This window comes from Kallipyga gabonensis (assembly GCF_001286805.1).
GTDB classification, from domain to species: Bacteria; Bacillota; Clostridia; order Tissierellales; family Peptoniphilaceae; genus Kallipyga; species Kallipyga gabonensis.
This window is the reverse complement of the sequence record NZ_CXYV01000002.1, coordinates 711,594-734,836: the sequence shown is the minus strand read 5'-3', so window position 1 is coordinate 734,836 and position 23,243 is coordinate 711,594. Positions and strand designations below refer to the sequence as shown.

The following is a 23,243-nucleotide window of genomic DNA, read 5'->3' as shown; positions in this document are numbered from 1 at the left end:
GTATTATCCTCGCCTTCACAGAGTCTTAGCTCGTTCCAAACGGCCCAAAACTTCTTTCTTACCCAGGATAAGGAGGGTGTTGGTGAAATCCGGTCCCGAGGTGGAGCCGACTACGCTTGCCCGGACCGGCCACCAGAGGTCCTTACCCTTGATTCCCGTCTCCTTTTGAATGGACTTAACCAGGGAGCCGGCAAAGTCCCGGTCAAAAGATGAGGCCTGGCAAACCTTGTCTTCAAAAAGAGGAAGAACAATTTTTCCGGATTCCGACCGGATGGCCTCCACCGCATCCTCCTCATAAATGACTTCTTCTGTTGAGCAGAAAAGATGGCGGGTCATTTCAGGCACCTGGTCGAAGTATTCAATCCTATTGCCATAGGTTTCTGCAGTCAGGGCAATTTTTTCCGGGTCAGTGGTCTCATCCACAAGACCGGCCTTCTTCAGGCTCTGCCCCACTCGGTCGATTAAGTCTTCAGATGACATTTTTTTAATATATTCCTGGTTGAACCAGTTGAGTTTCTTGGTATCGAAGATGGCCCCGGTGTTGGAAATCCGGTCGAAATCAAATTCTTTGATGAGTTCTTCCATAGAGAGGACTTCCTGGTTGGATTTTGGTGACCAACCTAAAAGGGCGATGTAGTTGATCAGGGCTTCAGGAAGGTAACCCTTATCACGGAACTGCTCAACCGCCACGTCGCCCTGCCGTTTGGAAAGTTTCTTGTGGTCATTGCCAAGGACGGTCGGCAGGTGGACATATTCAGGGGCTTTCCAACCCAATGACCGGTAGAGGAAGACGTGCTTGGGGGTGGAAGAAATCCACTCCTCCCCCCGGACAACATGGGTGACTCCCATAAGGTGGTCATCGACAACAACGGCAAAGTGGTAAGTAGGAAATCCGTCAGACTTGATCAGGACCTGGTCATCCATCTCATCGGTGTTGATGGTGATGTCTCCTTTGATGGCGTCATGGAAGGTAATGTCCTGGTTTTCCGGCAACTTCAGGCGGACAACATAGTCCTCTCCGGCTGCCACTTTTTCCCGGGCTTCTTCCAAACTGTACTTCCGGCAGTGGCCATCATAGCGAGGGGTCTCTCCGGCCTCCTTCTGTGCTTCCCTTACCCGGTCAATCCGCTCCCTGGAGCAGAAGCAGTAATAGGCCTTCCCCTCTTCCAGAAGCTGGTTAATATAGCGGTCGTAAATTCCTTCCTTGACCCGGTCTGATTGGATGTAGGGTCCTCGGCCCCCTTCCTCTACTACTTCACCTCCGGCAGTCATTTTGGGACCTTCATCGTAGTCCAAACCGGACCACTTCAGGATATCAATCAGGTTTTCTAAAGCTCCCTCGACATAACGTGTCCGGTCGGTATCCTCAATCCGAAGGGTAAAGGTCCCGCCATGGTGGCGGGCATACAAATAATTAAATAAAGCGGTCCGCAGGCCACCGATATGGAGATAGCCGGTGGGAGAAGGAGCAAACCGCAAAACGGGCTGGTCCATAATGCCTCCTTTTATCTATACCTACTGACCCTTCCCGGCCAACTTGGTTAAAGATGTTTTTGACCAAGGCTTGGAGGGAAAGGAGTCTTTTCTATCATCTAGGTCATTTTATCACAGATTAGTCAAAGCCACGTATCCAACCGCTCACCTGGCCCTATTTCCGGGATTGTAATAGAAGTTGCCGGATCTCTTTAATACATAATAGAAACAAAGTCCTTCTTTATAGTACAATCGTTCAATAAGCAACAACGAATCTGCCATGTTCGTTGAAAAAATAGAAAGGACTAATCATGCTCTTTGGTATCCTCCTTCTGGCCTTAGGCCTTATTATTATTTTGACCCAATTGTTCAATCAGAGTTTTTGGACCTTTTTTGGCCTTTATTGGCCTGTCCTCGTCGTTATCTATGGGGTCTACCGCTTGTTTTCCAAAAAAGGAAGTCGGGTTTTATCCGCTGCGATCATTGTATCCGGTATCCTCTTCCAATTGCAGAAATTAGGTTACATCCAGGGATCCGCCTTTGTCATTCTTTTGGCCATGGGCCTGGTTCTTATCGGCATTAAGATTATTGTCGACGACCGGCAGGAGAAGGAAGCCTTTAGAAACCGCCAGGCACAGGCCTTTTCCAAGACAAAAGTAAAAAACGAGGAGGACGGTGCAGAAAATCAGACAAGATCTTTTCAAAACGAGGAAGACTCCTTTGTCGGCGAAGAAGAGAATACCGACCCCGGTCATCGTCGACAGGTCGGCAGCCACTCCAAACAAGCTAACTTCTTTGAGAATAAAGACGTTTTGAATGATCGCTTTATCTTTACCAACGATACCAAGGTCTACCGGTCGGATACCTTCTCCGGTGGCCAGGTTGAAGCTTCTTTCTCCGATGTCACCTTGGATTTGAAAAATGTATGGCCCTTGGATAGTGAAATATTCATGGATATACAGATTAATTTTTCCAGCGTCACCCTTCAATTACCGGCTGACTGGCATGTTATTGTGAATAATAAGCACTTCTATTCAGCACAAGAACTCAAGGATCAAGTGGAACCGGAAACAACCCTGATTATCCATTCCCGCGAATTTATGGGCAGTCTGAAAATTATATAATTCACTGGTGAAAAAAAGATAAAGCCCCTCTCTTCGATCATTCGAAGAAGGGGCTTTTTTTGTTGAAAAATCCGGAGACTTTTCCCGAGCACAGGTTTTATTTTCTTCGGATGACGACCTGGACCTCCTTGGGACGAATCTCCTTTACCGTGATCTCTCCCGGAGGAGAGATCTGGACAGGGAGGGTCAAGGGAGAGCTTTCGACCAGCCACCTGGAGGAGGTTACGGGAACAGCGATGGACAAATTTTCTTCCTCCAATTTGTTCAGATCCTCAGGATAACCTTCAAGGGTCACTTGGAGTTTATCTTCCTTGACCTGAGCTTGGAGGTTGTCCGGGAGACCCGGAAAAGTAGCTTTATCAAGAGGAAGGGTGATGGTCTTCTTTTCTTTCGTCTCCACCGTAATATCAGCGGAAATGGATTGATTATCATCAGCTAATTTGATTCCTTCAGGAAGATCCAACTTGAGAGGATAAAGTCCGGATTGCGTAATCTTCTCTCTCTCCAGGGGCTTGGTCTTCAGGACAGTCAGTTGATTAATCTGATCGGGAGCACCCTTGACCAGGATTTCATGAGGATCCACTTTCGTCTCTTTAATTCTATGGCCCTCCGGGCTCTTTCCTTCGAAAACAAGTTCTACCGGAAGAAGCTTTTGTTTACTGATGAGGATGGAGACCTTTACCTCTGAAAGAGAGAGATATACGCCTTCCACTTCCTGACCATCTCCATCAACCGGAACTACTTTAGCGGAAATGGAGGAGTCTGAAGAAAGAGAAGAAATATCAATGAAGGTGCGAAGGCCTGCAATTCGTTCAATACGGGAACGAGTACCTGTACAAGGGATTTTGTTGGGGCTGGCGGTGATTTTCTCCACTACATAATTATCTTCCACTTCACCGGTGGTATCTACCTGTACAGGAAGGGATTGGTCAATGATTTTCTCAATTTTAACGCTCACCTGTCCTGATGAGGCATCCGGATTCAGAAGGACATTATTGGGCAGGTCAAAACGGACAGGAAGAGAATGAACCCCTTCCTCCAGCCCTTCGACATCGATAGACGCTCGAATATCACCGGGTCGGATTGTTCCAAGGGCCTGCCTCTTCCCGGAAACAGACACGGACGTTTTCTCCGGTTCCATCGTCATGACCTCCAAATCCTTCTGAGCTAACTTCTCCTTGTTGACGATGTTAACGGGAATATTGGAGATGGTTAATTTCTGAGTGGGATTCACCCCGGCAACCACGTAGGACCAAAGAAAGAAGGCGGCCAGGAGAGAGATGATTTTCAGCCCTAAATTATTCTTGAGATTCTTCATGAGAAGCCTCCCTCCTGCTTTCGATCAGGCCGGCTATATTGTTGATATTGGAGCCCTTGATAAAGAAGTCCTTGAGACGGGTACGCAAGCTGTCTTCGTCCAAACGGCGGGCGATTTCGCCCTCCTGGCAGACGGAGATCAAGCCGGTCTCCTCAGAAACGACCACAACAAGGGCATCGGATTTCTCCGTAATACCCAGTGCAGCCCGGTGACGAGTCCCCAGCTCCTTGCTCAAAGAGTTATTTTGCGTCAGAGGGAGGAAGACTCCGGCTGCACGGACCCGATCATTACGAATAACGACGGCACCATCATGGAGGGGCGTATTAGGAATAAAAATGTTAATTAAAAGTTCGGCTGTTACCTGCCCATCGATCTCTGTTCCGGATTCCAATAAATCGGATAGACCTACTCGCCCTTCAATGACCATTAAGGCACCGATTTTTTGACGGGCAAGGGAGGAGGAAGCACGAACAATTTCGTCAACCTGGTCCAAATTCTGCGAATCATCCGTGTTCATGAAAAAAGAAACCCAGCGTTGAGATCGGCCCAAACGTTCAAAGACCCGCCGGAGCTCCGGTTGGAACACTACAATGATTAAAACCATAGAAACGGTGAATAAGTTGGATAAAAGCCAATTCAAGGTATATAAATCAAACCATTCAGAAAGCTGAGCCAAAAGTAAAAGAGCAGCAAAACCTTTAATCAGCTGGAGAGCCCTGGTCTCCCGCACAAAAAGAATCATATAATAAATGATGACAGCAATCACCAAAATATCAATCAAATCGGTCCAGCGAAAGGTAACGATAAGCTGTCTGAATTTTTCCAGTATTTCCATTGCTATGCCCCTCTCTATATCATCAACCTATTTTATCATAGGATGGGGCAAAAAAAGAACGCAGACCTTCTTTTCAACTTTCCCCGAAAACTCTCCCGGGGAAAGATCTGTCCATTTCTCCTTAAAACCTTCGGATTCCGGTATTCAAATAATTTTCAATCGCACTCAATGCCTCTTCCTCATCCTCTCCGTCACAACGGACTAAAACGCTTTCTCCCCCACTTAGAGACATGGAAAGAAGGGACATGATGGACTTTCCATTAAAAATAATCCTGTTCTTTTCCAGATAAATATCAGAAATAAAATGTTGAGCGGTGGAAACAAAATTAGAAGCTGCCCGTGACTGCAAGCCGATTTCATTATTTACATTAATCTCTTTTTCTACCATATCCTGCCTCACTTTCCCATTTACTGATCTTAACGCCCTATGGTTTCAATCCCCAAAAAAAGATATAGGAAATCCTTTTCTTATCCAATTATGAGCGAAATTTCCGGGCTTGTCAAGCCATAGGAAGAAAAATTCGGGTTTTTTTGTACGTTTTCCATAAAAAAAAGAGAACCCGAAATTTCCGGGTTCTCTCTTCACTCAAAAATAACTTGAGTCGACTGTACTTCACCTGCTTAAATTAGGCGAAAATGAAGTTGTAGATCACGACAGCAACAGCAGCACCTACCATAGGAGCGACTACAGGAATCCAACCATATCCCCAGTTAGGATCGGTTTTATGTTTCAGAGGCATGAGAGCATAAGCAATCCGGGGACCTAAATCACGAGCCGGGTTGATGGCATAGCCGGTCAGACCGCCTAAGGAACAACCGATGGAAACAATGATTCCATAGAGGAAGAATTTATCAACACCGCTGGTTGCCGCTTGCCCATATTGGGCCATACCCAGGATAGCGAAGACGAGGACATATGTACCGACAGCTTCACTCAGGAAGTTATGGAAGGTTGAGGGGACGCCGGGAGCTGTGCAGAAGCAACCACGAATACCTTCAGCCTGTCCTTCCATGAGATCAAAGTGCTTCTGATAGAGAAGGTAAACGGTAAAAGCACCGACGATGGCACCGGCTAACTGAGCAATGACGTAGACAGGGAACTGTTCCCAGGGAACTGCTCCGGTCATACATAACGCTAATGTAACGGCAGGATTAAAGTGGGAGCCTGAATAGGCACCAAAGATATAGGCCGGGATCATAACTGCAAAACCCCATCCAATAATAATCGTCAAGCCACCGGCTCCTTCAAAGCCGGATTTTTTTGCGTTTACAGAAGCACAAACACCATTACCTAAGAGGAGTAGTAGAGCTGTACCGAAAAACTCACCCATTATAATTTCTCTCATCGTTTTCTCCTTTGCTTATCCCATCAAAGGGATCATAAATTATAGGAACAGGTCCATTACGTAGGGTACGATAAGCCTTCATTTGCAAACCTTTTTACTTGTAGTCAAGCCGGGCTATTCTTTCTTCTGATCCTACCTCCTTTCCTTGCCCTATTTCCCGAATCTCTATGTAGGCTTGATCAGGAGATTCAGTGCAGGGTCCATTTACCAGTCTTTCCAGGCACAAAAAAAGCAGAGCTCTCCCGGGGAGATACCTGCTCCTCACGCTTGTCTCTGCACAGATAACTGTTGTAAATGGATTTTCTGACTTCATTCTACCATAAAAACGTTTTTTTTCAAAGGCTTTTTTCTATTCTTTCAAAAACTTTTTTCAAAATACGTCTCTTTTCTCCTGATTTACCTTTTCCCTTCATTTTGATAACATAGAGAAAGTACAGCAAAGGAGGAAGGAATGCCCAAAAAACAGTATTCTTCTCCACCTCATTCTTACCGAACCGGGTCTCGAGGCCCAATGACAAACCTGGAAGAAGAGGTGGAGAGAAGCCGACAAAAAAGCCAACGAAAGATGGCCTATAAACAAGCGAAAAAACGAAAGATGAAATCCCGCCGAAAAAGACGCTTCCTTCTCTTTATCCTCCTCATCCTTCTTACCTTTGGCCTTTTCAAACTCGTTCAGCGTTTCATCCTCACTGACCGGCCCACAAGTATCCCCGGAGAAAGGGCCATGATCAATAAAGCGATTACCGGTGACCTGGCCCTGGCCGACACCCGAGGCCGAATGCTGACACCGGCAGAAAAAAAGGCTGACCTGGAAGAGTTGATTCGCCACCTTGAGGCCATCCCCCCGGCCAATTGTCCGGGAAAGGTCGATGGCCAACTCAAGGCTGAGGAGTCTTTAGCCCGGCAAGCCCTGACTCTGGAAGGAACAGACGAAACTTTCATGGCTATTCTGGATAAGCTGGCCAAGTCTTCCGGTGGACCTGCCCATCTTTTGAACCAGGGAGATTATCAAAGAGCGGTAGAAAATGTCGGAAAGGGATACCTTGAAAAAAACTCCCCTTATGCCCGGGTTCTGACGGATCCTCGCGTCAAGGAACGCTACGCTCGCCTCATTCCCATACAAGTCGACCCCGCCAAAAACCAACCTCGCCTGACCAAATCAGGCAAGAGTCTCATCCTTTCCGGACTATCCTTTGAGGAAGGGGATGTGGAGAAAGCCAGCCGCCTATTACCGGGTTACATCCGCCAAGCCCAATCCGCCAGTCGCTTTATCATTGACCTCAGAGGCGTCCGGGGGCCATCCCATTCTTATTGGATCCAGGCCCTGGCTACCCCTCTTTGTCATGGATCTTTTTCCGCCGAAACCACCCTTTACTTTTCTCAAGGTTTTGACTCCTTTGTCTCCTATATGTCCAGCGAAGAGAAGCTGGAGCATCTTGACCTTCAAGATGATCGGGAAGACCTCTCCTTCCAGGTTCCGGAATCCATACGGCGAAAGGTAAGCGACATGAGTTATCAAAAACTCCTGACCTTCTCTCTGGTCGGTCGAGGACAGAAATTGTCGAAAAGCAGGGTGATCCTCTTGGTCGATAAAAATACCGGGAATGCTGCTGAATCCTTTGCCGATTTTTGTCAGCACAACCAATTGGCCACCATTGCCGGTGAACCTACCATGGGCAACGCCTGGGATATTCCCCCGGCCTACCTCCAACTCAAACATTCGGGCTTTGTTCTCGAATTTGACATTACTCTCCAACAAAGCCTGGATGGGACCGACCTGACTAAAGATGTTCGGGTTCAGCCCGACCTCCCCCTGACCGGAAAAGACCTCCTTCAGGTCCTTCTTGATCGCTAATTTCCCCCTGATATTTTCGGGATTCTGCCAATGATCAGGGTTCATAACCCTGTCTTTCTTGCAAATTCCCAAATTGTCAGGGCCCCCAGCCTTTCCGGACCTCTTTTTTTCCATCATCCAAAGCAAAACAAACAAAAAAGGCTGTGCAGGATCTTTCCCGCACAGCCTTTTTGTCTGCAATATCACTTGTCCCTTCTGAATGATGGGTTCAGCCCTTATCCTGGGGGTGGATCCGGGTAAAAATCATCTTTCCGGCGGAGGTTTGGAGAACCGAAGTTACCCTGGTTTTCACCTTCCGTCCAATGGCTTCATAGCCATCTTCAACGACAATCATGGTTCCATCATCCAGGTAGCCCAGACCCTGGCCGGGTTCTTTACCGGCTTTGATAATGGACACTTCCATTTCTTCCCCCGGAATGACAATGGGCTTTAAGGCATTAGCAAGATCATTCACATTGAGGACACGAATATTTTGCACCGAAGCGACCTTATTGAGATTATAGTCGTTTGTGACAATATAGCCCTTGTACTTCCTTGTGAGAACAAGGAGCTTGGCGTCGACTTCTTTCGCTCGGCGAATCTCCGTATTATCAATGATAATCTCCAGGTCGGACATCCTCTGCATTTCATGGAGAAGGTCAAGACCTCCCCTTCCCCGATTTCTCCGCAGAGCATCGGAGGAATCGGAAATATGTTGGAGTTCTTCCAGAACATAGTGGGAAACAATGATCGGCCCTTCCAGAAATCCCACCTTCATGACTTCAAAGATCCGTCCATCGATGATAACAGATGTGTCCAAAATCTTCGGTATGGGTTGGGAAGCCGGTGGAACCGGCTCATCTTCCTCATCAGAAACCGCTTCCTGCCTTTTCGATTTTTTCAGTGTCAACCGTCCTTCTCCTCCGGACTTACCGAAGTTTGACGGTAAAAGGCTCATAATGTCTTCCTTATGGGAAAGAGCAATACGAACACCCAGAATGCCCAGAAAAAGATGGATGATCACGGAGAGGATGACGCCTATGGTGTTACCCAGTACATCCATGGAGAGGGCGAGAATAGGTGAGGAAAGGATGGTTCCGATCAAAAGACCGATTAGTAAGCCTCCTGTAGCTATGACAACATCGGACAGAGGCACTTTCTCAAAACGCTCCATCATGGAGTCTTGCGTTTTTCGCAGGGTTCTTGAAAAAAAAGGGGACAAGGCATAAAAAAGAATAAATCCAACAAGAATAAGTGCGATGAAAAGAATGATCGGCCAGGGATTAATCAGGCTCTCAAATAATCCCAAACCTCGTAAAAGAAGACCGAGGGCCAAGCCGATCAAACCACCAATAAATCCGGAAATAATTTGAAAAAATCGTCCCATTTTTTTCCTCCTTTCTTTGGGTTCGAAATGCCGAGGAAAGAATTTTGGCGCAACCCTGATTTACCATGGATTGCGCCAAAGTCCAGAAGCTCTAAAGGCATTCCCTAGAATTATTCTTCAATTTCATCCAAGTCTTCATCCAAAGTGATCGCTTCATCAATCATGGATTGGGCTTCTTCAGCCGTCATGGATCCGACGATAACCAGTTCCGAAATCAGCATTTTCTTCGTCTTGTTAAGCATTTTCTTTTCTGAAGTCGAAAGGCCACGTTCCATATCCCGAACCTGAAGGTTGCGGATGATGGCTGCCATTTCGAAGGGATCTCCGGTCTTGAGACTTTCCATGTTTTCCCGGTAGCGTTGGCTCCAATTATCCGGCATGTCAGTGGTCTCGGCATGAAGGATTTCCATCACCTTGATTCCTTCTTCCTCCGACATGACAGGCCGTATTCCTATGTTGTTGATATTATCTACAGGTATGGAAATCTTTATGCTGGCAATCGGCATTTTCAGGATAAAAAAATCATGCTCCTCACCCAGCATTTCCTTCGTCACCTTATCAACGATCTTTCCCGCTCCTTGCATGGGATAAACAACCCTGTCACCTACCTTGTACATAGACTCACCTCCGTATTCCTATTATACAAGAAAAGGTTGTCTTGTTCAAAAGGAGTTATTATATCTGATTGTCCAAGAAAAAGTCAACTTCTCAAAACCCGATTTAGGACATCGCCTATTGTTCGGCAGGGAACCACCTCTAAACCATCTCGATTTTCCTCCTCAGTAAAAGCCGGCACAAAGGCCCTCCGAAAGCCCAGACGCGAAAGTTCTTTCAGCCTTTGATCCAAACCATCTACCTTTTTCAAGTCTCCGGTCAATCCCACCTCTGCTAAAAAAACATCCCGGGAGTCGATGGGGGCGTTTTTCAAGGAGGAAGCAATGGCCAACAGGATAGGAAGGTCGCAGACTTTTTCCTTAATTGCCAAGCCCCCTGTCGCCTTGAGGACAACATTCTTTCCCGAAAGCGGAAGGCCGGCTTTCTGTTCCAGGATGGCAATTAGGGTATTGAGCTGGTCCCTTTTAATCGTATCACCGATCCGAGAGGGATAAGCTTCGTAGGCTGTCGAAACCAGGGCTTCAATCTCGATTGGAATCATCCGTGACCCCTCCCTTTGCAAAGAGATGGCTGCTCCGGCAACCGGTTTATCTCTTTTTGTCAAGAAAAGAGCATAGGGATCCTTGACTTCTTCCATCCCCTTCTCCCCCATTTGGAATAGGCCTACCTCGCCGGTATAGCCGAAGCGGTTTTTCGAAGCCCGAAGCATACGAAGGCGGTCATCATAGCCGTCCTCCAGAAAAAGAACGGTATCAACCAGGTGCTCCAGGGTCCTGAGTCCGGCCATTTCTCCGGACTTGGTCATATGACCCACGATAAAGGAGGCCATGGGCCGAGGAGAGGATTTGGACAAACTGACTACGGCATCGGCAACAGCCAGGGTCTGCGTCGGTGTTCCCGCCCTTTGAGCGAAGTCTCTTTGCTCAAAAGTCTGGACGGAATCAAGAACCAGGAGCTGAGGCTTGAGCCTTCTGACCTCCTCCTCCACCCGGTCCATGGAGTTAGTGGCTATGAGGTAGACCTTGTCCGGAAGCCGGTCAAAGATCCGGTCTGCCCGACCTTTGATTTGGGAGGGAGATTCCTCCCCCGAGGCATAGAGGGTGGTTAACCCCCGTCGGGCCAGCTTTTCCGCCAGTTGGAGGAGAAGGGTGGACTTGCCGGCACCCGGGCGTGCCGTCACCATGGTCACTGAATCCTTAACCAGCCCCCCGCCCAGGACCCGGTTAACTTCCTGGAAACCGGTGTCCAGTCGATCCGATGTTGCTGAGGGAACCCGGGATAAAGCAAGGGCGGGCATGACCCTTTCATCCCGGTCAGCATTCCCCCTGGTTTTTCCGGAAATGGAAGTGTCAATGACCTGCTCTTCCATTGTCCCCCATTCTCCACAAGCGGGGCATTTTCCTGTCCAGCCGGTTTCAACCTGTCCGCAGGAAGAACACACGTACCTTCGCCGCTTAGCCACGACTTTCCTCCACCAGGGCCGGCCGCATACCATCATCTTGGATCTGTTTTCGACCTGCCTTCTTTTTCACCGGGATAATATCGATCTTCCCCTGTCGGATGCAGAGTTCATAGGCCCCGCCTTCATCAATTTCCTTGGCTAAAATCTTCTCGGCCAGGAGGTCTTCCACCTGAGTGCGAATATGACGTTCCAGGGGACGGGCACCGAATTCAGCCTGGTAGGACTCCTTAACTAACCTTTGGGCAATCGCATCGGTGAAGGTCAGGGAATAGCCCAGGTCCTCCACCCGGTTCATCAGCTCACCCAGGAGAAGCCGGGCGATTTGAAGAACAGATTTTTCGCTCAGGCGGTGGAAGACGACAATATCATCCAGACGGTTAAGAAACTCCGGACGGAAGTTCTGCTTGAGCTCCTCGTGGACAATGGTCTTCATCCGGTCATAGTCGTTTTCTTCCACCTCTTCCTCAGGCACAAAGCCCAAGGTATTCGTTTTAGCCAGACGGTCGGCTCCGATATTGGAGGTCAGGATAATGACGGTATTGCGGAAATCCACGGTTCTTCCCTGGGAGTCCGTCACCCGGCCATCATCCAGAATCTGGAGCATGACATTGAAGACATCCGGATGGGCCTTTTCAATCTCATCAAAAAGGACCACCGAATAGGGCCGGTTGCGGACCGCCTCGGTCAGCTGCCCCCCTTCCTCATAGCCAACATAGCCCGGAGCTGAACCCAAGAGGCGGGATACGGAATATTTTTCCATGTATTCCGACATATCAAAACGAATCATGGATTCTTCCGACCCGAAAAGGGACTGGGCGATCTGCTTAGCCAGATAGGTCTTACCGACACCGGTAGGGCCGACGAAAATAAAGGACCCGATGGGCCGGTCAGAAGCCTTGAGACCCACCCGGGCTCGCTTAAGAGCCGAAGTGACCGTATCAACTGCATAATCCTGGCCTATAACCTTAGCTTTGAGTTTATCCGCCAAATTCAAGTACCGATCCGACTCTGATTCCGTCAGCTTGGTCACCGGGACCTGAGCCCATTGAGACACAATGGAGGCGATCTGGTCGACATCAATCACAGGCCAATCGGCTCGATCTTTCCGATTTTCCTTCCCTTCCTTTTCCGCCTCCTCATCCAATTGGGCAATCTGGTCGCGAAGGGCTGCCGCCCGCTCGAAGTCCTGGGTCAATGCGGCCTTGGTTTTTTCCTCTTCCAACCGGGCCCTTTTCTCTTCCCTTTGAAGGGTCTCCTCGGGAAGAACGTAAGAATCCACATGAACTCGGGCCATAGCCTCATCCATCACATCGATGGCCTTATCGGGAAGAAAGCGGTCGCTCAGATAGCGATCCGTTAAATCAACGGCCGCCTCGATTGCTTCATCCGACATCCGGACATGGTGGAAGGTCTCATACTTGTCCCGAATGCCGCGGAGGATGTCCTTAGCCTGACTCTTAGATGGTTCTTCCACGGTAACCGGCTGGAAGCGACGTTCCAGGGCCGAATCCTTCTCAATCCGCTTCCGATATTCCTCAATCGTGGTCGCCCCGATCATCCGGAGCCTACCCTTTTGAAGGGCGGGCTTGAGAATGTTGGAGGCATCCAGGGACCCTTCCGATGACCCCGCACCGATAATGGTATGGAGTTCATCAATAAAGAGGATCACTTCCTCCCGATCCATAACCTCATCAATAGTATCGGAGAGACGTTGTTCAAAATCCCCCCGGTACTTAGTCCCGGCCACCATAGAAGCCATATCAATAGAATAGATAACCTTGTCGGCCATGACATCAGGCACTTCCCCATGAACAATCCGCTGGGCTAAGCCTTCCGCAATAGCGGTTTTTCCCACGCCGGGTTCCCCGATGAGAACGGGATTGTTCTTTGTCCGACGGGACAGTATCTGAATGACACGATTGACTTCCCTCTCCCTCCCAACAACGGGATCAATACCCTCTTCTTCCGCCTGGGCATTCAAATCTTTCCCGTACTTGGCCAGGTTGGATTCTTCTCCATCTTCCTGCTTTTGGCGAAGGGCTTCCATAAGATATTGATAAACGGCCCGCTTATCCACATCAGCTATCGTCATCATCACCGAAGCCATGGAGGACCGATCGTTCAAGATGGCAAAGAGAAGATAGTCGGCAAAAACCTCATTTTCTCCATTCTGTCGGGCAATAGCCGATGCCTGGGCAAGAAGCTGGCGGGAAGCGGTGGTGGCATTGGTGGCCGGTCGACCGGAGGAACCGGCCTCTGTATTGGAGGCGACAATCTTTCGAAGGGTATTGTAATTCGCCCCTGCCCGAGTCAACGCCTCGGTCTCCGGCCCTCCGGTCTTCATCATCGCCAAAAGAATATGTTCGGTATCAATCGCTGGTTTGCGGAAGGAGGTAGCCTCCGCTGAAGCATAGTGCATAAGCCGCTGGATCGGGGTGCGATTAAGCGCCATGAACATCCTTCCTTTCTTCATTTAACTGAACAATAGCATCACCTATTCGGTTGATTTCATCCCGAAAAAGTGCACAATCTTCATAGTTTTCATCGGCCAATGCCTGTTCCAGCTTCCGCATATAATCCTTCCGTTGGCGACGGAGGGCTCTTCTTTGCATGTCATAGGCTTTTTCCTGAGGTGATGACTCCGTCTTTTTTTCTTCTACTTTCGAGCCCTGTCTTAACATTGTCCTAAGCTGGTGGGCTAAATTCTGGTCTCCCCACTCTACAGGCATCTGTTGGAGAAACTCTTCCATCTTTTCCTCATAACAGGAGGCGCAGAGGTGGAGGGTTTTCATTTCTCCGTTCATATTAATCGCAATTTCAATGGTCGCCTCATTTGGGCAAAAATCACACTGCATGGAGAGGCTCCTTTCATTTCACGTAGGCCAGAAGCATGTTCTTTAATATCCTGGCTCGAACTGTTTTTCGGTCCTTATTATCCAGCCCTCTCAGGGCCTGGTCATCGGTTGCAAGCCGCATGAGCCACATGGCCTCACGGCTGATGATCCCCTGGTTTTCCAGTGCGGTTATAATATGCTTGCACTTATCGGTGGTGAGCTGGTCCAAACCGGGATCCTCCAGGATCCGTTGTACCAGGCTGTGGGGTTCCCGGCTTAAACGGACGATACGAATAAAACCGGCACCTCCCCGCCTTGATTCAATATAATATCCATTATAAGGGGTAAATCTTGTCATTAATACGTAATTAATCTGCGATGGGGCACAATCAAACTTCTGGGCGAGTTCATTCCGCCCGATTTCCAGGGAACCGTCACTACAATCCTCTAATAAGGAAAGGAGGAACTGTTCAATGTCGTTAGTAAGTCCAGCCATTCGGTTCATCCTCCTCCATCAATGTACACGAAAAAACTCTTTTCATCATCGTCTTTCTCCAAGATAAGTGTTCCAAAGGGTCCGGTTATGCCAATAATTCTCATCTATTAAGATCATTATCCGGAATCTCTCTGACCAACTTTGACCTTTGAAGGAGAAAGAAAAGTTCCCTATCAGGAACCATTTGTATTATACCCCAATTCTTAGAGGGATCAAACCATAACTCTATTCCGAATTTCTCTCATTTTTTTCAAAAAAATCGTCATCTCCCCTTTAATTAAAGGTTTTCTGTTGTATAATATCTGTGAAAGCATAGTGTTTTACTTTGAATTCCCTTCAATCCGAGAAGGTTAATGGTTGGAGAGGGTACTTATTGGTTATAATAGTCTTGAACACCATTGGAAAACGTTATGTTGAACGGAAGGTTGTAACTCGCACATCGTCTGCCAAGGCCGATGACAGCGAACAAGAAGGAGGAATTTATGGGTTTAACCACAAAGGAACATGAAGCGCTGCGTAAGGTTGTCCGCGACTTCGCTGAAAAAGAAGTAAAACCAAATGCCTTTGGTTGGGACCAAGATGACATCTTTCCTGAAGATGTCGTAAAAAAGATGGGTGAAATGGGCCTCCTGGGTATTCCCTATGAAAAGGAATACGGTGGACAGGGCTTGGACACCACTTCCTATGCGATCACCGTTGAGGAACTTTCCCGTGTTGACGCCGGTGTGGGTGTTATCTGTTCGGCACATACCTCTTTAGGTTCCTGGCCAATTTGGGCTTTCGGTACTGAAGAGCAAAAGAAAAAATACCTCGTTCCCCTGGCTAAGGGCGAGCATATCGGTGCTTTCGGTCTGACTGAAGAGAATGCCGGCTCAGATGCTTCCGGAACAGAAACCACTGCTGTACTTGAAGGCGACCATTACGTATTAAACGGACACAAGATTTTCATCACCAACGGTCACCGGGCAGATACTTATGTCATCTTTGCCGTTACCTCCCCTGAAAAAGGCAACCACGGCATTTCCGCCTTCATCGTTGAAAAAGGATGGGAAGGTTTTGAGTTCCCCAACGACTACAACAAGTTAGGTATCCGGTCTTCGATTACGGCCGAGCTTTCCTTTAATAATGTTAAGGTTCCTAAGGAAAACCTCCTGGGCAAAGAAGGTGAAGGCTTCAAGATCGCCATGGCAACCCTGGATGGCGGTCGGATCGGTATCGCCTCCCAGGCTTTGGGTATCGCCCAGGGTGCTTTTGAAGAAGCCTTAAACTACTCTCGTGAACGCAAACAGTTCGGTGGTCCTATCGCTGCCAACCAGGGAATTTCCTTCAAGCTTGCCGATATGGAAACCGCCATTCACGCTTCCCGTGCTCTGGTTTATGAAGCGGCCGAACTCAAAACCAACCATGGTAAATATACGAAGGAAGCCGCAATGGCTAAGCTCTTTGCTTCAGACACCGCCGAATGGGTCACTTCCGAAGCACTGCAGATTCACGGTGGCAACGGCTTCATCAAGGGCCTGCCCATCGAGCGGATGTACCGTGATGCCAAGATTACCCAGATCTATGAAGGAACCAACGAGATCATGCGGGTGGTCATCGCCAGCCAGACTGTCGGTAAACTGGGTCGCAAGGCCAGAGTTGCTGACGCGGAAGAAGAACACCTTGGCGGAGCAACCGGTCCCCGGAAAAACATCATGATTGAAGGAAGCCCTAAGGACCAGGTTAAGGAATTGGCCAAACACCTCAAGGAAGACGGTTATACCTTTGATACCACTGTCGACCCCATGGCCGACGTCGGTGAGGTAGAACGTCTGGTCTCTGTGGGTCAAGGTATTGGAGAAAAAGCCAACGTTGACGAAGCCATCGCTTTGGCTGAAGCTATGGGTGCTGCAGTTTCCTGCTCACGTCCTGTCGCTGAAAACCTCAAGTATATGCCCATTGAACGCTATATCGGTATGTCCGGACAAAAGTTCCAGGGCAACCTCTACATGGCCATGGGTATCTCCGGTGCCGGACAGCACCTCAAGGGAATCAAGGATGCGGCTACCATCGTTGCCGTCAACAAAGATCCCAAGGCGCCCATCTTCGCCAATGCGGACTACGGTATTGTCGGCGACATCATGGAAATTATGCCTCTTCTGGCCAAGGAACTTGACCAGGGCCAGAAACGCCACGAAGCCGAGGGCTTTGAGAAGAAGAAGAGAAATGTTCCCCAGGATCCTAAGACCGCAACCGGTGTCTATGTCTGCAATGGCTGCGGCCACAGATATGACCCGGCTAAGGGCGATCCGGAAGCAGACGTCGCTAAGGGCACTCCCTTCGACCAGGTTCCTGATACCTACCTCTGCCCCAAGTGCGGTGATGGCAAAGAAGGCTTCATCCCAGCTGAAGTCTAATTGATTGTTCTTCATAAGGAGAGGGGCCCTGCCATTTCTCAGATACCCCGGCCCTTCTCCACGTTCTTTTACGCATAGCGACTAATTGATAAACAGGAGGAAATTATGCATAACGTCCGTCAAGTTGTAGATGATCTTTATTGGATTGGCTACAATGACCATAGAACCCATCTCTTTGAATCCATCCATCCCATCCCGGAAGGTGTTTCCTATAACTCCTATGTACTCTTGGATGAAAAGACTGCCCTCTTCGACACTGTGGAGTGGGACTTCTGCCGCGAATTCCTGGAAAACCTGGAATACGTCCTGGATGGTCGGCCCCTGGACTACATCGTCATCAACCACTGGGAGCCTGACCATGCCGCTTCCCTCCAGGAAGTCCTCCTCCGCCACCCCGAATCGGAAGTCATCTCCACAGAAAAGGGCTTCTACTTCATGACTCAGTTCGGCTTCAAGGCAGACAAGAGAATTACTGTGGATTCCGGCGACACCCTGTCCACCGGCAAGCACCAATTCGCCTTTGTCAAGATCCCCATGGTCCATTGGCCTGAACCCATGGTCACCCTGGATACCACCAACGGCGTCCTCTTCTCTGCCGATGCCTTCGGTTCCTTCAAGGCTCTGGATGGCAAACTCTTCGCCGATGAGGTTGACTTTGACAAGGACTGGCTGTCGGAAGCCCGTCGCTACTACACCAACATCGTTGGCAAGTATGGCCCCCACGTTCAACAGGTTTTGGCCGCTGCCGCCAAGCTCCCCATCAAGATCCTCTGCCCCCTCCATGGTCCCATTTGGAGAGATAACCTGGGCTACATCTTAGATAAGTATGACAAGTGGTCTTCCTACACCCCCGAAGACAATGGCGTCATGATCGTCTATGGATCTATGTACGGAAACACCGCCAATGCCGCCCAACTCCTTGCTTCTGAAATTGTCAAGCGTGGACACACCGATGTCACCGTTTGGGATGTCGCTGAAACTCACTGCTCCTACCTGATCTCTGAAGCCTTCCGTGTAGGCCACATTATCCTGGCCTCCCCGACCTACAACCTGGGCGTCTTCCCCCCGATGAAAGACTTCCTCAACGATATGGTTGCCTTAAACGTCCAGCAGCGGACCGTAGGTATCCTTGAAAATGGTACCTGGGCTCCCAACTCCGGTCTGGAGATGCGGAAGATCATTGACCAGATGTTCGAAATGTACTATCTCAACGCCGAAGTTTCCTTCATGTCCTCCGTGGACAAGAACGGCAAGAAAGCCATCGAAGACCTGGCCGATGCCGTCATCGAATCCGTAAAGAAACAAGCCTAGTTCCTCTTTCGGTTAAAAAAAGGGCTGTGTCAGAACGAATTGCTCGTTCCGGCACAGCCCTTTTTCTTTTCGAATTTTTCCCTTAAATTATCAAAGGCGAGCCGCCCTCGGCGGTAACCTCATGGCTAGCTGTTGGTTCTCTCCTACTTAGCCAGGTCGCCTGCCGCCTCCCGGTCTAGGATCAGGGTGCAGTTGGGGTGGAGGAGGCAGAGAGAAACAGGGGATCCGGTGTAGACCCGGTCTCTGCGAAGGAGAGGGGCCACCGCTTCCACTTTCTTGGGGCCATTGGCCAGGATCAGGATCTCTTTGGCCTTCATGATGGATCCCATACCCATGGTAACGGCGGTCCGGGGAACCTGGTCCTCGGAGTCAAAAAAGCGGGAGTTGGCCTGGATGGTGGATGGGGTCAACTGGGCCACATGGGTGTCCAGGTAGAGACGGTCCTGGGGCTCATTAAAGGCAATATGGCCGTTGGGGCCGATACCCAGGATCTGGAAATCAATGCCTCCGGCTTCTTCAATGGCCCGGTCATAATGGGCGAAATCCGCCTCTTCGTCGGGGAAGTGGATCCTTTCCCGGGAAAGATTGACCTGGGAGAAGAGATGGTCCTCCATGAAGCGGTGGTAGGATTGGGGATGGTCGTGGGCGATGCCCACATATTCATCCAGGTTATAGGAGCTGGCTTGGCCGAAGTCGATCCGACCTTCCCGGTAGGCTTCCACCAGGTTGGCATAGAGACCCTCAGGAGAGGACCCGGTAGCCAGACCCAGAACCAGGTCCGGTTTCCGGATCATTCGATCGATAACCAGATCAGCCGCCTTTTGGGAAAGCTCCTTATAGGAATCGCAGATAATAATCTTCATGAGATACGTCCTTTCAAAGGCTTTGGGCTTTTTTCCCAGAGCCTGTTTCCTGTCGGAAAGGAAAAAGGAGGCGGACTCGGCCGCCTCCACAAAAACCTGATCAGGAAGGTCCGGGGAGTTATTCTTCCTCGCCCTCTTCCTTGTCTTCTTCACCAATTTCAGGAACATCTGCTGCGCTGACTTCTTCCCCTTCTTCTCCTTCTTCAGGCAGAACCTCTTCCTCAGGCTGGTTGAGGGAGCAAAGGGGCTCATCCAATTCAAATTCCAAAGTCAGCTTGTCGTTTCCGGCAATATCCAGGTCAGCAACCGTCAGGGTGTCGCCAATCTGCATATTCTCAACATCCGCTTCCGCAGTTTGAGGAATGTCACCCGGCAAGCAGGTCACGGAGATCTCATCAATGAACTGAAGCAGAACCGAAGGTTGGACACGAATTTCATCACGACCACGCAAGACAACGGGAACGGTGACGTTGATCTCTTCATTCATGTTAACGGCCTGGAAGTCAATATGGATGATGTTTCCACGAACCGGATGGTTCTGGACTTCCTTGATAAGGACGGTCATGGGGCCTTCCTGGGTATTAAGATCTACCAGGGTAGAAGTACCGGCCTTACTGAAGACCTTATTGAATTCGAGTTCATTGACCTGAACAGATTCGGTTTCTTCCCCTCTATGGTAGACAACAGCCGGAACAATGCCCTGGTTCCGCAATTTATTGACACGGTTTTTCCCGATGGCATCACGGCTTTGTACATTCAAACTATATTTTGCCATAGCTCCTCCTTAAAAAGTTCTCATATCGTCTAATTATAGCGGAAATCACCGCTAATATCAAACACAAGGGACGACTTCCCTCCTATTTGTCTACTTTTTTTCCTCTGATTCTCCCCGGTTTTCTCTTGCCTCTTGTAAGGCTGCCTCAAGAGCCTGGCGGAAACCTTCTGAACTCCTCGTCGCTCCTGATACCGTATCAAGATCAGCGGTATTCTGCTCTTTCGCTGCCTGGACCAAATCATCCAGGGCCTTTCCCCCGATTTTTTCGGTTTCCTTGTGGCTGAGCACCTTAAGGTCATAGATGGCCCCGCTCTCATCAATCGTTACGGAAATACGGATGGGTGCCTCTTTGCTATACCCTCTTCCTTCGCCAACATAGGTGCCCGATTGAGGCTTAGGCTCCCCAAAACCACAGGAGGTGAGAAGGAGGAGGGTGAAGACCAAAGCGATCCATGAGGCCGTTTTTTTCATCATTGTTTCCTCCTCTAGTTAGTATACTTCTGCTGGACAAGTGCACAGAACTCTTGGTTAGATGCGGTATTGCGGATGAGGCGAACCAATTGGTCAATCATCTCAATGGGATCACCCTGACGACCCTGACGGCGAATACGGAAAATCGCCTTTTCCTCCCAATCTTCGAGAAGGAGGTCATCCCGCCGTGTCCCTGAAGCGAAAATATCAATAGCAGGAAAGATGCGAAGCTCTGAGAGTTCCCGACTCAGGTGGACTTCCATATTTCCGGTACCCTTAAACTCCTCATAAATCATATCATCCATCCGGGATCCTGTATCTGTCAGACAGGTCGCCAGAATCGTCATGGAACCGTCACCATCAATGTTGCGAGCCGCTCCGAAGAAGGCCTTCGGCGGGTAGAGCGCAACCGGATCGAGGCCACCCGAAAGGGTCCGACCGGAAGGAGTGGTGGTGATGTTGTAGGCCCTGGAAAGACGAGTCAGGGAGTCCAGAAGAATAAAGACATCCTGGCCGGATTCCACCAGACGCTTGGTCCGATCAAGGAGCTTTTCCGCCGTTTCAATATGGTTCTGGGCCATCTTATCAAAAGTGGAGGCGATGACTTCAGTCCGGATAGGGTCATCCGGGCTACGGTTAACATTGACCGAACGTTCAAAATCAGTCACTTCTTCCGGGCGTTCATCGATGAGAAGGATAAAAAGAAAAACCTCAGGATACTTATTTTCAATGGCATGAGCAATGGACTTCAAAAGAGTGGTCTTGCCTGCCTTAGGGGGTGATACAATCAATCCCCGCTGTCCCTTTCCGATGGGGGCGACCAGGTCAATAATCCGGTTGGCGACATCTCCCTGGCCCTGCTCCAGACGAAACCGCTCATTGGCATAGATGGGCGTCAGATCATCAAAATCAGACCGGTTGGAATACTCGATCGGAGATGTTCCATTCACTGTATTGATATAGATAATGGGGGCATATTTATCTCTTTCCCTAATGTCCCCTACCACACCGGAAACAATATCCCCGGACTTGAGGGAAAAGCGTTTGATGTGGGCAGCCGGCATATAATAATCTTTCTTCTCCCCCTGATCGCCCTCTGATCGCAGGAAGCCGTATCCATCCGGCATGACCTCCAGGTGACCGGTTGTGGAGGGAAGATCCTTCCGCACCTTCTCCTTATCCCTGGTTTTCTTCTCTCCCTCATCTTCAACAGGGGGAGGAGACTGGTCACCACAAGCCTCTTCTTCGCCCAAACCCTCCAGAAGCTGGATCAAGTCCTTCTTTCGATATTTATAAGGGCTTTTTATCCCCTTTTCTTTGGCGATTTCCCGAAGCTCAATCAGTTTTAGCGAATGGTAATCCTTCATTCTTTCCTCCCAAGATCCGGCAGTGGCGGTTATCTCTTCCTCTTTCTTTATCATTTTGCACGCGGTAATCACCTATTGCACATCCTCTCCACCGGAAAGGGCCGGGGCTGCAGACCCTCTAGACGGTGCTAAGCTCTTGATTTGCTGGCTGATGGACTCCACGCTCTCCGGATCCAACTGATACATAAAGAGCTGGTTATTGGGCATGGCGTAGGAAGGAAGATCCATCCTCCCCTCCCCCTTAACCTGGGCGGACCCGAAGGACCAATGGGTCCCGGAAGACAGCTGGTTATTGATGAGCTGGGTTAAGAGGGCAGCCGGCATATTGGTTTGAACATCTTCCGCCATGATATCCATCATTTCCTGGGCATTGGTTAAAATAGCCGGCGACAGGCATTTATCAATAATGGCTTTAAGGAGAACAACATGATTCCGTCCCCGCTCCAATTCCCCGCCCGCCTGGTGTTTCCGGTCTCTCGCATAGATCAGGGCCGATTTTCCGTTCAAGGTGATCTTCCCTTCTTCGAAGTAGACCCTCTCTGCAGTAAAGGCAGTGGGATTATAGATTTCAATTCCGCCCAGGGCATCAACAATGCGGATTAGAGAATCAAAATTAACCCGGGCATAGTAGGGGATTTGAATATCGAAGAGGTTCTCTAAGGTATGGATAGAGGAGAACACCCCGTAGTTCCCGGCGTGGGTCAACTTATCATATTGGTCGTGTCCTCCATCCGCAATCCGAACATAGGAGTCGCGAGGGATTGTTGTGATCAGGCCCTGACCGGTCCTGGGATTGACAGAAACGATCATGTTAACGTCAGACCGGGATTCCGTGGCCAGTGGGCCATAGGTGTCAATTCCGGAAATGTAGACATTAAAACCCTCATCAATATGACTTTCCACGACTTGATGGTCAACGGACTCCTCTCCCTCATTCCCATCACGGGAACGAGACATCCGTCCAAGGGTGGAGTAAAGAGAAACAATGGAATAGGAGGACACGGAAGAAAAGGAAACCACCATCACGAGAATCAATATCGAGACGACTGAAGTCAGGTGGTTTCGATTCTTAATCCCATGGTAGGCTAAGATACCGAGAATCAGGAAGAGAAGAAGGAGGGTGATCCTTTGCCAAAAAACAAGCAGATTAAAATATTGCAGAATGGCAGCAAAGACAATCATGGCGACCAGGAAGAGGACACCGAGAACGCCGGATATAAACTTTTTCATATGAACTCCTGTTTATCTGTTGAAGATGAATGACCAGAGATACAAACCATCCCAAATATCTTATTAAAACAATAAGAAAAAATTGTGTAAAAGGATTATTTGAAAG

General features: G+C 49.2%; 20 protein-coding genes. 4 read left to right on the top strand and 16 right to left on the bottom strand.

The annotated features are described in order from the left end of the window. Positions 1 to 15: 15 nt before the first annotated feature. On the bottom strand, positions 16 to 1,494 hold the full coding sequence (gene gltX / locus BN2373_RS04735) for a glutamate--tRNA ligase (RefSeq protein ID WP_053942985.1): 1,479 nt from the start codon (positions 1,492 to 1,494) through the stop codon (positions 16 to 18). Positions 1,495 to 1,784: 290 nt separating this feature from the next. On the opposite strand from gltX, the gene BN2373_RS04730 reads away from it, so the two are divergent. Beyond that, complete coding sequence (locus BN2373_RS04730) at positions 1,785 to 2,597, top strand: LiaF transmembrane domain-containing protein (protein WP_053942984.1); 813 nt, start codon at positions 1,785 to 1,787, stop codon at positions 2,595 to 2,597. A gap of 97 nt (positions 2,598 to 2,694) precedes the next feature. On the opposite strand, the gene BN2373_RS04725 is transcribed toward BN2373_RS04730, so the two are convergent. From BN2373_RS04725 to BN2373_RS04710, 4 genes are all read right to left on the bottom strand, one after another. Further along, complete coding sequence (locus BN2373_RS04725; RefSeq protein ID WP_053942983.1) at positions 2,695 to 3,915, bottom strand: CdaR family protein; 1,221 nt, start codon at positions 3,913 to 3,915, stop codon at positions 2,695 to 2,697. After that, entirely contained in the window at positions 3,896 to 4,750 is an 855-nt protein-coding gene (gene cdaA / locus BN2373_RS04720; protein WP_053942982.1) for a diadenylate cyclase CdaA, read from the bottom strand. The genes BN2373_RS04725 and cdaA overlap by 20 nt, the downstream gene beginning before the upstream one ends. Before the next feature lie 121 nt (positions 4,751 to 4,871). Beyond that, positions 4,872 to 5,138 carry an HPr family phosphocarrier protein gene (locus tag BN2373_RS04715; protein WP_053942981.1) on the bottom strand — a complete coding sequence of 89 codons (267 nt, stop codon included), beginning with the start codon at positions 5,136 to 5,138 and terminating at the stop codon, positions 4,872 to 4,874. 238 nt (positions 5,139 to 5,376) lie between these two features. Continuing rightward, positions 5,377 to 6,096 carry an MIP/aquaporin family protein gene (locus tag BN2373_RS04710; RefSeq protein WP_053942980.1) on the bottom strand — a complete coding sequence of 240 codons (720 nt, stop codon included), beginning with the start codon at positions 6,094 to 6,096 and terminating at the stop codon, positions 5,377 to 5,379. A gap of 451 nt (positions 6,097 to 6,547) precedes the next feature. On the opposite strand from BN2373_RS04710, the gene BN2373_RS04705 reads away from it, so the two are divergent. Then, positions 6,548 to 7,951, top strand: coding sequence for a S41 family peptidase (locus BN2373_RS04705; RefSeq protein ID WP_053942979.1), 1,404 nt, complete (start codon positions 6,548 to 6,550; stop codon positions 7,949 to 7,951). Positions 7,952 to 8,159: 208 nt separating this feature from the next. Here the strand turns inward: BN2373_RS04705 and BN2373_RS04700 are convergent, their stop codons facing one another. From BN2373_RS04700 to BN2373_RS04675, 6 genes are all read right to left on the bottom strand, one after another. Further along, on the bottom strand, positions 8,160 to 9,317 hold the full coding sequence (locus tag BN2373_RS04700; protein WP_053942978.1) for a PIN/TRAM domain-containing protein: 1,158 nt from the start codon (positions 9,315 to 9,317) through the stop codon (positions 8,160 to 8,162). A 110-nt stretch (positions 9,318 to 9,427) separates the two neighbouring features. Further along, a complete protein-coding gene (locus BN2373_RS04695; protein WP_053942977.1) occupies positions 9,428 to 9,934 on the bottom strand; it encodes a CarD family transcriptional regulator in 507 nt (168 codons plus the stop codon). 83 nt (positions 9,935 to 10,017) lie between these two features. Further along, positions 10,018 to 11,394 carry a DNA repair protein RadA gene (radA, locus tag BN2373_RS04690; protein WP_074017963.1) on the bottom strand — a complete coding sequence of 459 codons (1,377 nt, stop codon included), beginning with the start codon at positions 11,392 to 11,394 and terminating at the stop codon, positions 10,018 to 10,020. Next, on the bottom strand, positions 11,387 to 13,846 hold the full coding sequence (locus tag BN2373_RS04685; protein WP_082338308.1) for an ATP-dependent Clp protease ATP-binding subunit: 2,460 nt from the start codon (positions 13,844 to 13,846) through the stop codon (positions 11,387 to 11,389). Before BN2373_RS04685 ends, radA begins: the two co-directional genes overlap by 8 nt. Continuing rightward, on the bottom strand, positions 13,836 to 14,249 hold the full coding sequence (locus BN2373_RS04680; protein WP_053942975.1) for a hypothetical protein: 414 nt from the start codon (positions 14,247 to 14,249) through the stop codon (positions 13,836 to 13,838). The genes BN2373_RS04685 and BN2373_RS04680 overlap by 11 nt, the downstream gene beginning before the upstream one ends. A gap of 13 nt (positions 14,250 to 14,262) precedes the next feature. Then, entirely contained in the window at positions 14,263 to 14,724 is a 462-nt protein-coding gene (locus BN2373_RS04675; RefSeq protein ID WP_053942974.1) for a CtsR family transcriptional regulator, read from the bottom strand. Positions 14,725 to 15,206: 482 nt separating this feature from the next. Between BN2373_RS04675 and BN2373_RS07675 the strand changes: the two genes are divergently transcribed. Next, entirely contained in the window at positions 15,207 to 17,120 is a 1,914-nt protein-coding gene (locus tag BN2373_RS07675) for an acyl-CoA dehydrogenase family protein (protein ID WP_074017962.1), read from the top strand. Between the two features lie 105 nt (positions 17,121 to 17,225). Further along, positions 17,226 to 18,431, top strand: a complete 1,206-nt coding sequence (locus tag BN2373_RS04665) for an FprA family A-type flavoprotein (RefSeq protein ID WP_053942973.1) — start codon at positions 17,226 to 17,228, stop codon at positions 18,429 to 18,431. A 143-nt stretch (positions 18,432 to 18,574) separates the two neighbouring features. Here BN2373_RS04665 and nagB read toward each other — a convergent pair whose 3' ends face one another. The 5 genes from nagB to BN2373_RS04640 form a co-directional block, all read right to left on the bottom strand. After that, a complete protein-coding gene (nagB, locus tag BN2373_RS04660; protein WP_053943513.1) occupies positions 18,575 to 19,294 on the bottom strand; it encodes a glucosamine-6-phosphate deaminase in 720 nt (239 codons plus the stop codon). A gap of 118 nt (positions 19,295 to 19,412) precedes the next feature. After that, positions 19,413 to 20,069: a 50S ribosomal protein L25 gene (locus BN2373_RS04655; protein ID WP_053942972.1), complete on the bottom strand. Its 657-nt coding sequence runs from the start codon at positions 20,067 to 20,069 to the stop codon at positions 19,413 to 19,415. Positions 20,070 to 20,159: 90 nt separating this feature from the next. Beyond that, positions 20,160 to 20,543 carry an FMN-binding protein gene (locus tag BN2373_RS04650; protein ID WP_053942971.1) on the bottom strand — a complete coding sequence of 128 codons (384 nt, stop codon included), beginning with the start codon at positions 20,541 to 20,543 and terminating at the stop codon, positions 20,160 to 20,162. Positions 20,544 to 20,554: 11 nt separating this feature from the next. Further along, on the bottom strand, positions 20,555 to 21,907 hold the full coding sequence (gene rho, locus BN2373_RS04645) for a transcription termination factor Rho (RefSeq protein ID WP_053943512.1): 1,353 nt from the start codon (positions 21,905 to 21,907) through the stop codon (positions 20,555 to 20,557). Between the two features lie 72 nt (positions 21,908 to 21,979). Continuing rightward, complete coding sequence (locus BN2373_RS04640; RefSeq protein WP_053942970.1) at positions 21,980 to 23,137, bottom strand: LCP family protein; 1,158 nt, start codon at positions 23,135 to 23,137, stop codon at positions 21,980 to 21,982. Positions 23,138 to 23,243: the final 106 nt, after the last annotated feature.

Excerpts from the sequence above, each read along its gene's own strand:
- BN2373_RS04685 (WP_082338308.1), bottom strand. The coding sequence starts at position 13,846 with ATGGCGCTTAATCGCACCCCGATCCAGCGGCTTATGCACTATGCTTCA.
- BN2373_RS04640 (WP_053942970.1), bottom strand. The coding sequence starts at position 23,137 with ATGAAAAAGTTTATATCCGGCGTTCTCGGTGTCCTCTTCCTGGTCGCC.
- BN2373_RS04655 (WP_053942972.1), bottom strand. The coding sequence starts at position 20,069 with ATGGCAAAATATAGTTTGAATGTACAAAGCCGTGATGCCATCGGGAAA.
- BN2373_RS04715 (WP_053942981.1), bottom strand. The coding sequence starts at position 5,138 with ATGGTAGAAAAAGAGATTAATGTAAATAATGAAATCGGCTTGCAGTCA.
- BN2373_RS04700 (WP_053942978.1), bottom strand. The coding sequence starts at position 9,317 with ATGGGACGATTTTTTCAAATTATTTCCGGATTTATTGGTGGTTTGATC.
- rho (WP_053943512.1), bottom strand. The coding sequence starts at position 21,907 with ATGAAGGATTACCATTCGCTAAAACTGATTGAGCTTCGGGAAATCGCC.
- BN2373_RS07675 (WP_074017962.1), top strand. The coding sequence starts at position 15,207 with ATGGGTTTAACCACAAAGGAACATGAAGCGCTGCGTAAGGTTGTCCGC.
- gltX (WP_053942985.1), bottom strand. The coding sequence starts at position 1,494 with ATGGACCAGCCCGTTTTGCGGTTTGCTCCTTCTCCCACCGGCTATCTC.
- BN2373_RS04705 (WP_053942979.1), top strand. The coding sequence starts at position 6,548 with ATGCCCAAAAAACAGTATTCTTCTCCACCTCATTCTTACCGAACCGGG.
- BN2373_RS04725 (WP_053942983.1), bottom strand. The coding sequence starts at position 3,915 with ATGAAGAATCTCAAGAATAATTTAGGGCTGAAAATCATCTCTCTCCTG.
- BN2373_RS04695 (WP_053942977.1), bottom strand. The coding sequence starts at position 9,934 with ATGTACAAGGTAGGTGACAGGGTTGTTTATCCCATGCAAGGAGCGGGA.
- BN2373_RS04680 (WP_053942975.1), bottom strand. The coding sequence starts at position 14,249 with ATGCAGTGTGATTTTTGCCCAAATGAGGCGACCATTGAAATTGCGATT.
- BN2373_RS04710 (WP_053942980.1), bottom strand. The coding sequence starts at position 6,096 with ATGAGAGAAATTATAATGGGTGAGTTTTTCGGTACAGCTCTACTACTC.
- cdaA (WP_053942982.1), bottom strand. The coding sequence starts at position 4,750 with ATGGAAATACTGGAAAAATTCAGACAGCTTATCGTTACCTTTCGCTGG.
- BN2373_RS04675 (WP_053942974.1), bottom strand. The coding sequence starts at position 14,724 with ATGGCTGGACTTACTAACGACATTGAACAGTTCCTCCTTTCCTTATTA.
- BN2373_RS04730 (WP_053942984.1), top strand. The coding sequence starts at position 1,785 with ATGCTCTTTGGTATCCTCCTTCTGGCCTTAGGCCTTATTATTATTTTG.
- BN2373_RS04650 (WP_053942971.1), bottom strand. The coding sequence starts at position 20,543 with ATGATGAAAAAAACGGCCTCATGGATCGCTTTGGTCTTCACCCTCCTC.
- BN2373_RS04665 (WP_053942973.1), top strand. The coding sequence starts at position 17,226 with ATGCATAACGTCCGTCAAGTTGTAGATGATCTTTATTGGATTGGCTAC.
- nagB (WP_053943513.1), bottom strand. The coding sequence starts at position 19,294 with ATGAAGATTATTATCTGCGATTCCTATAAGGAGCTTTCCCAAAAGGCG.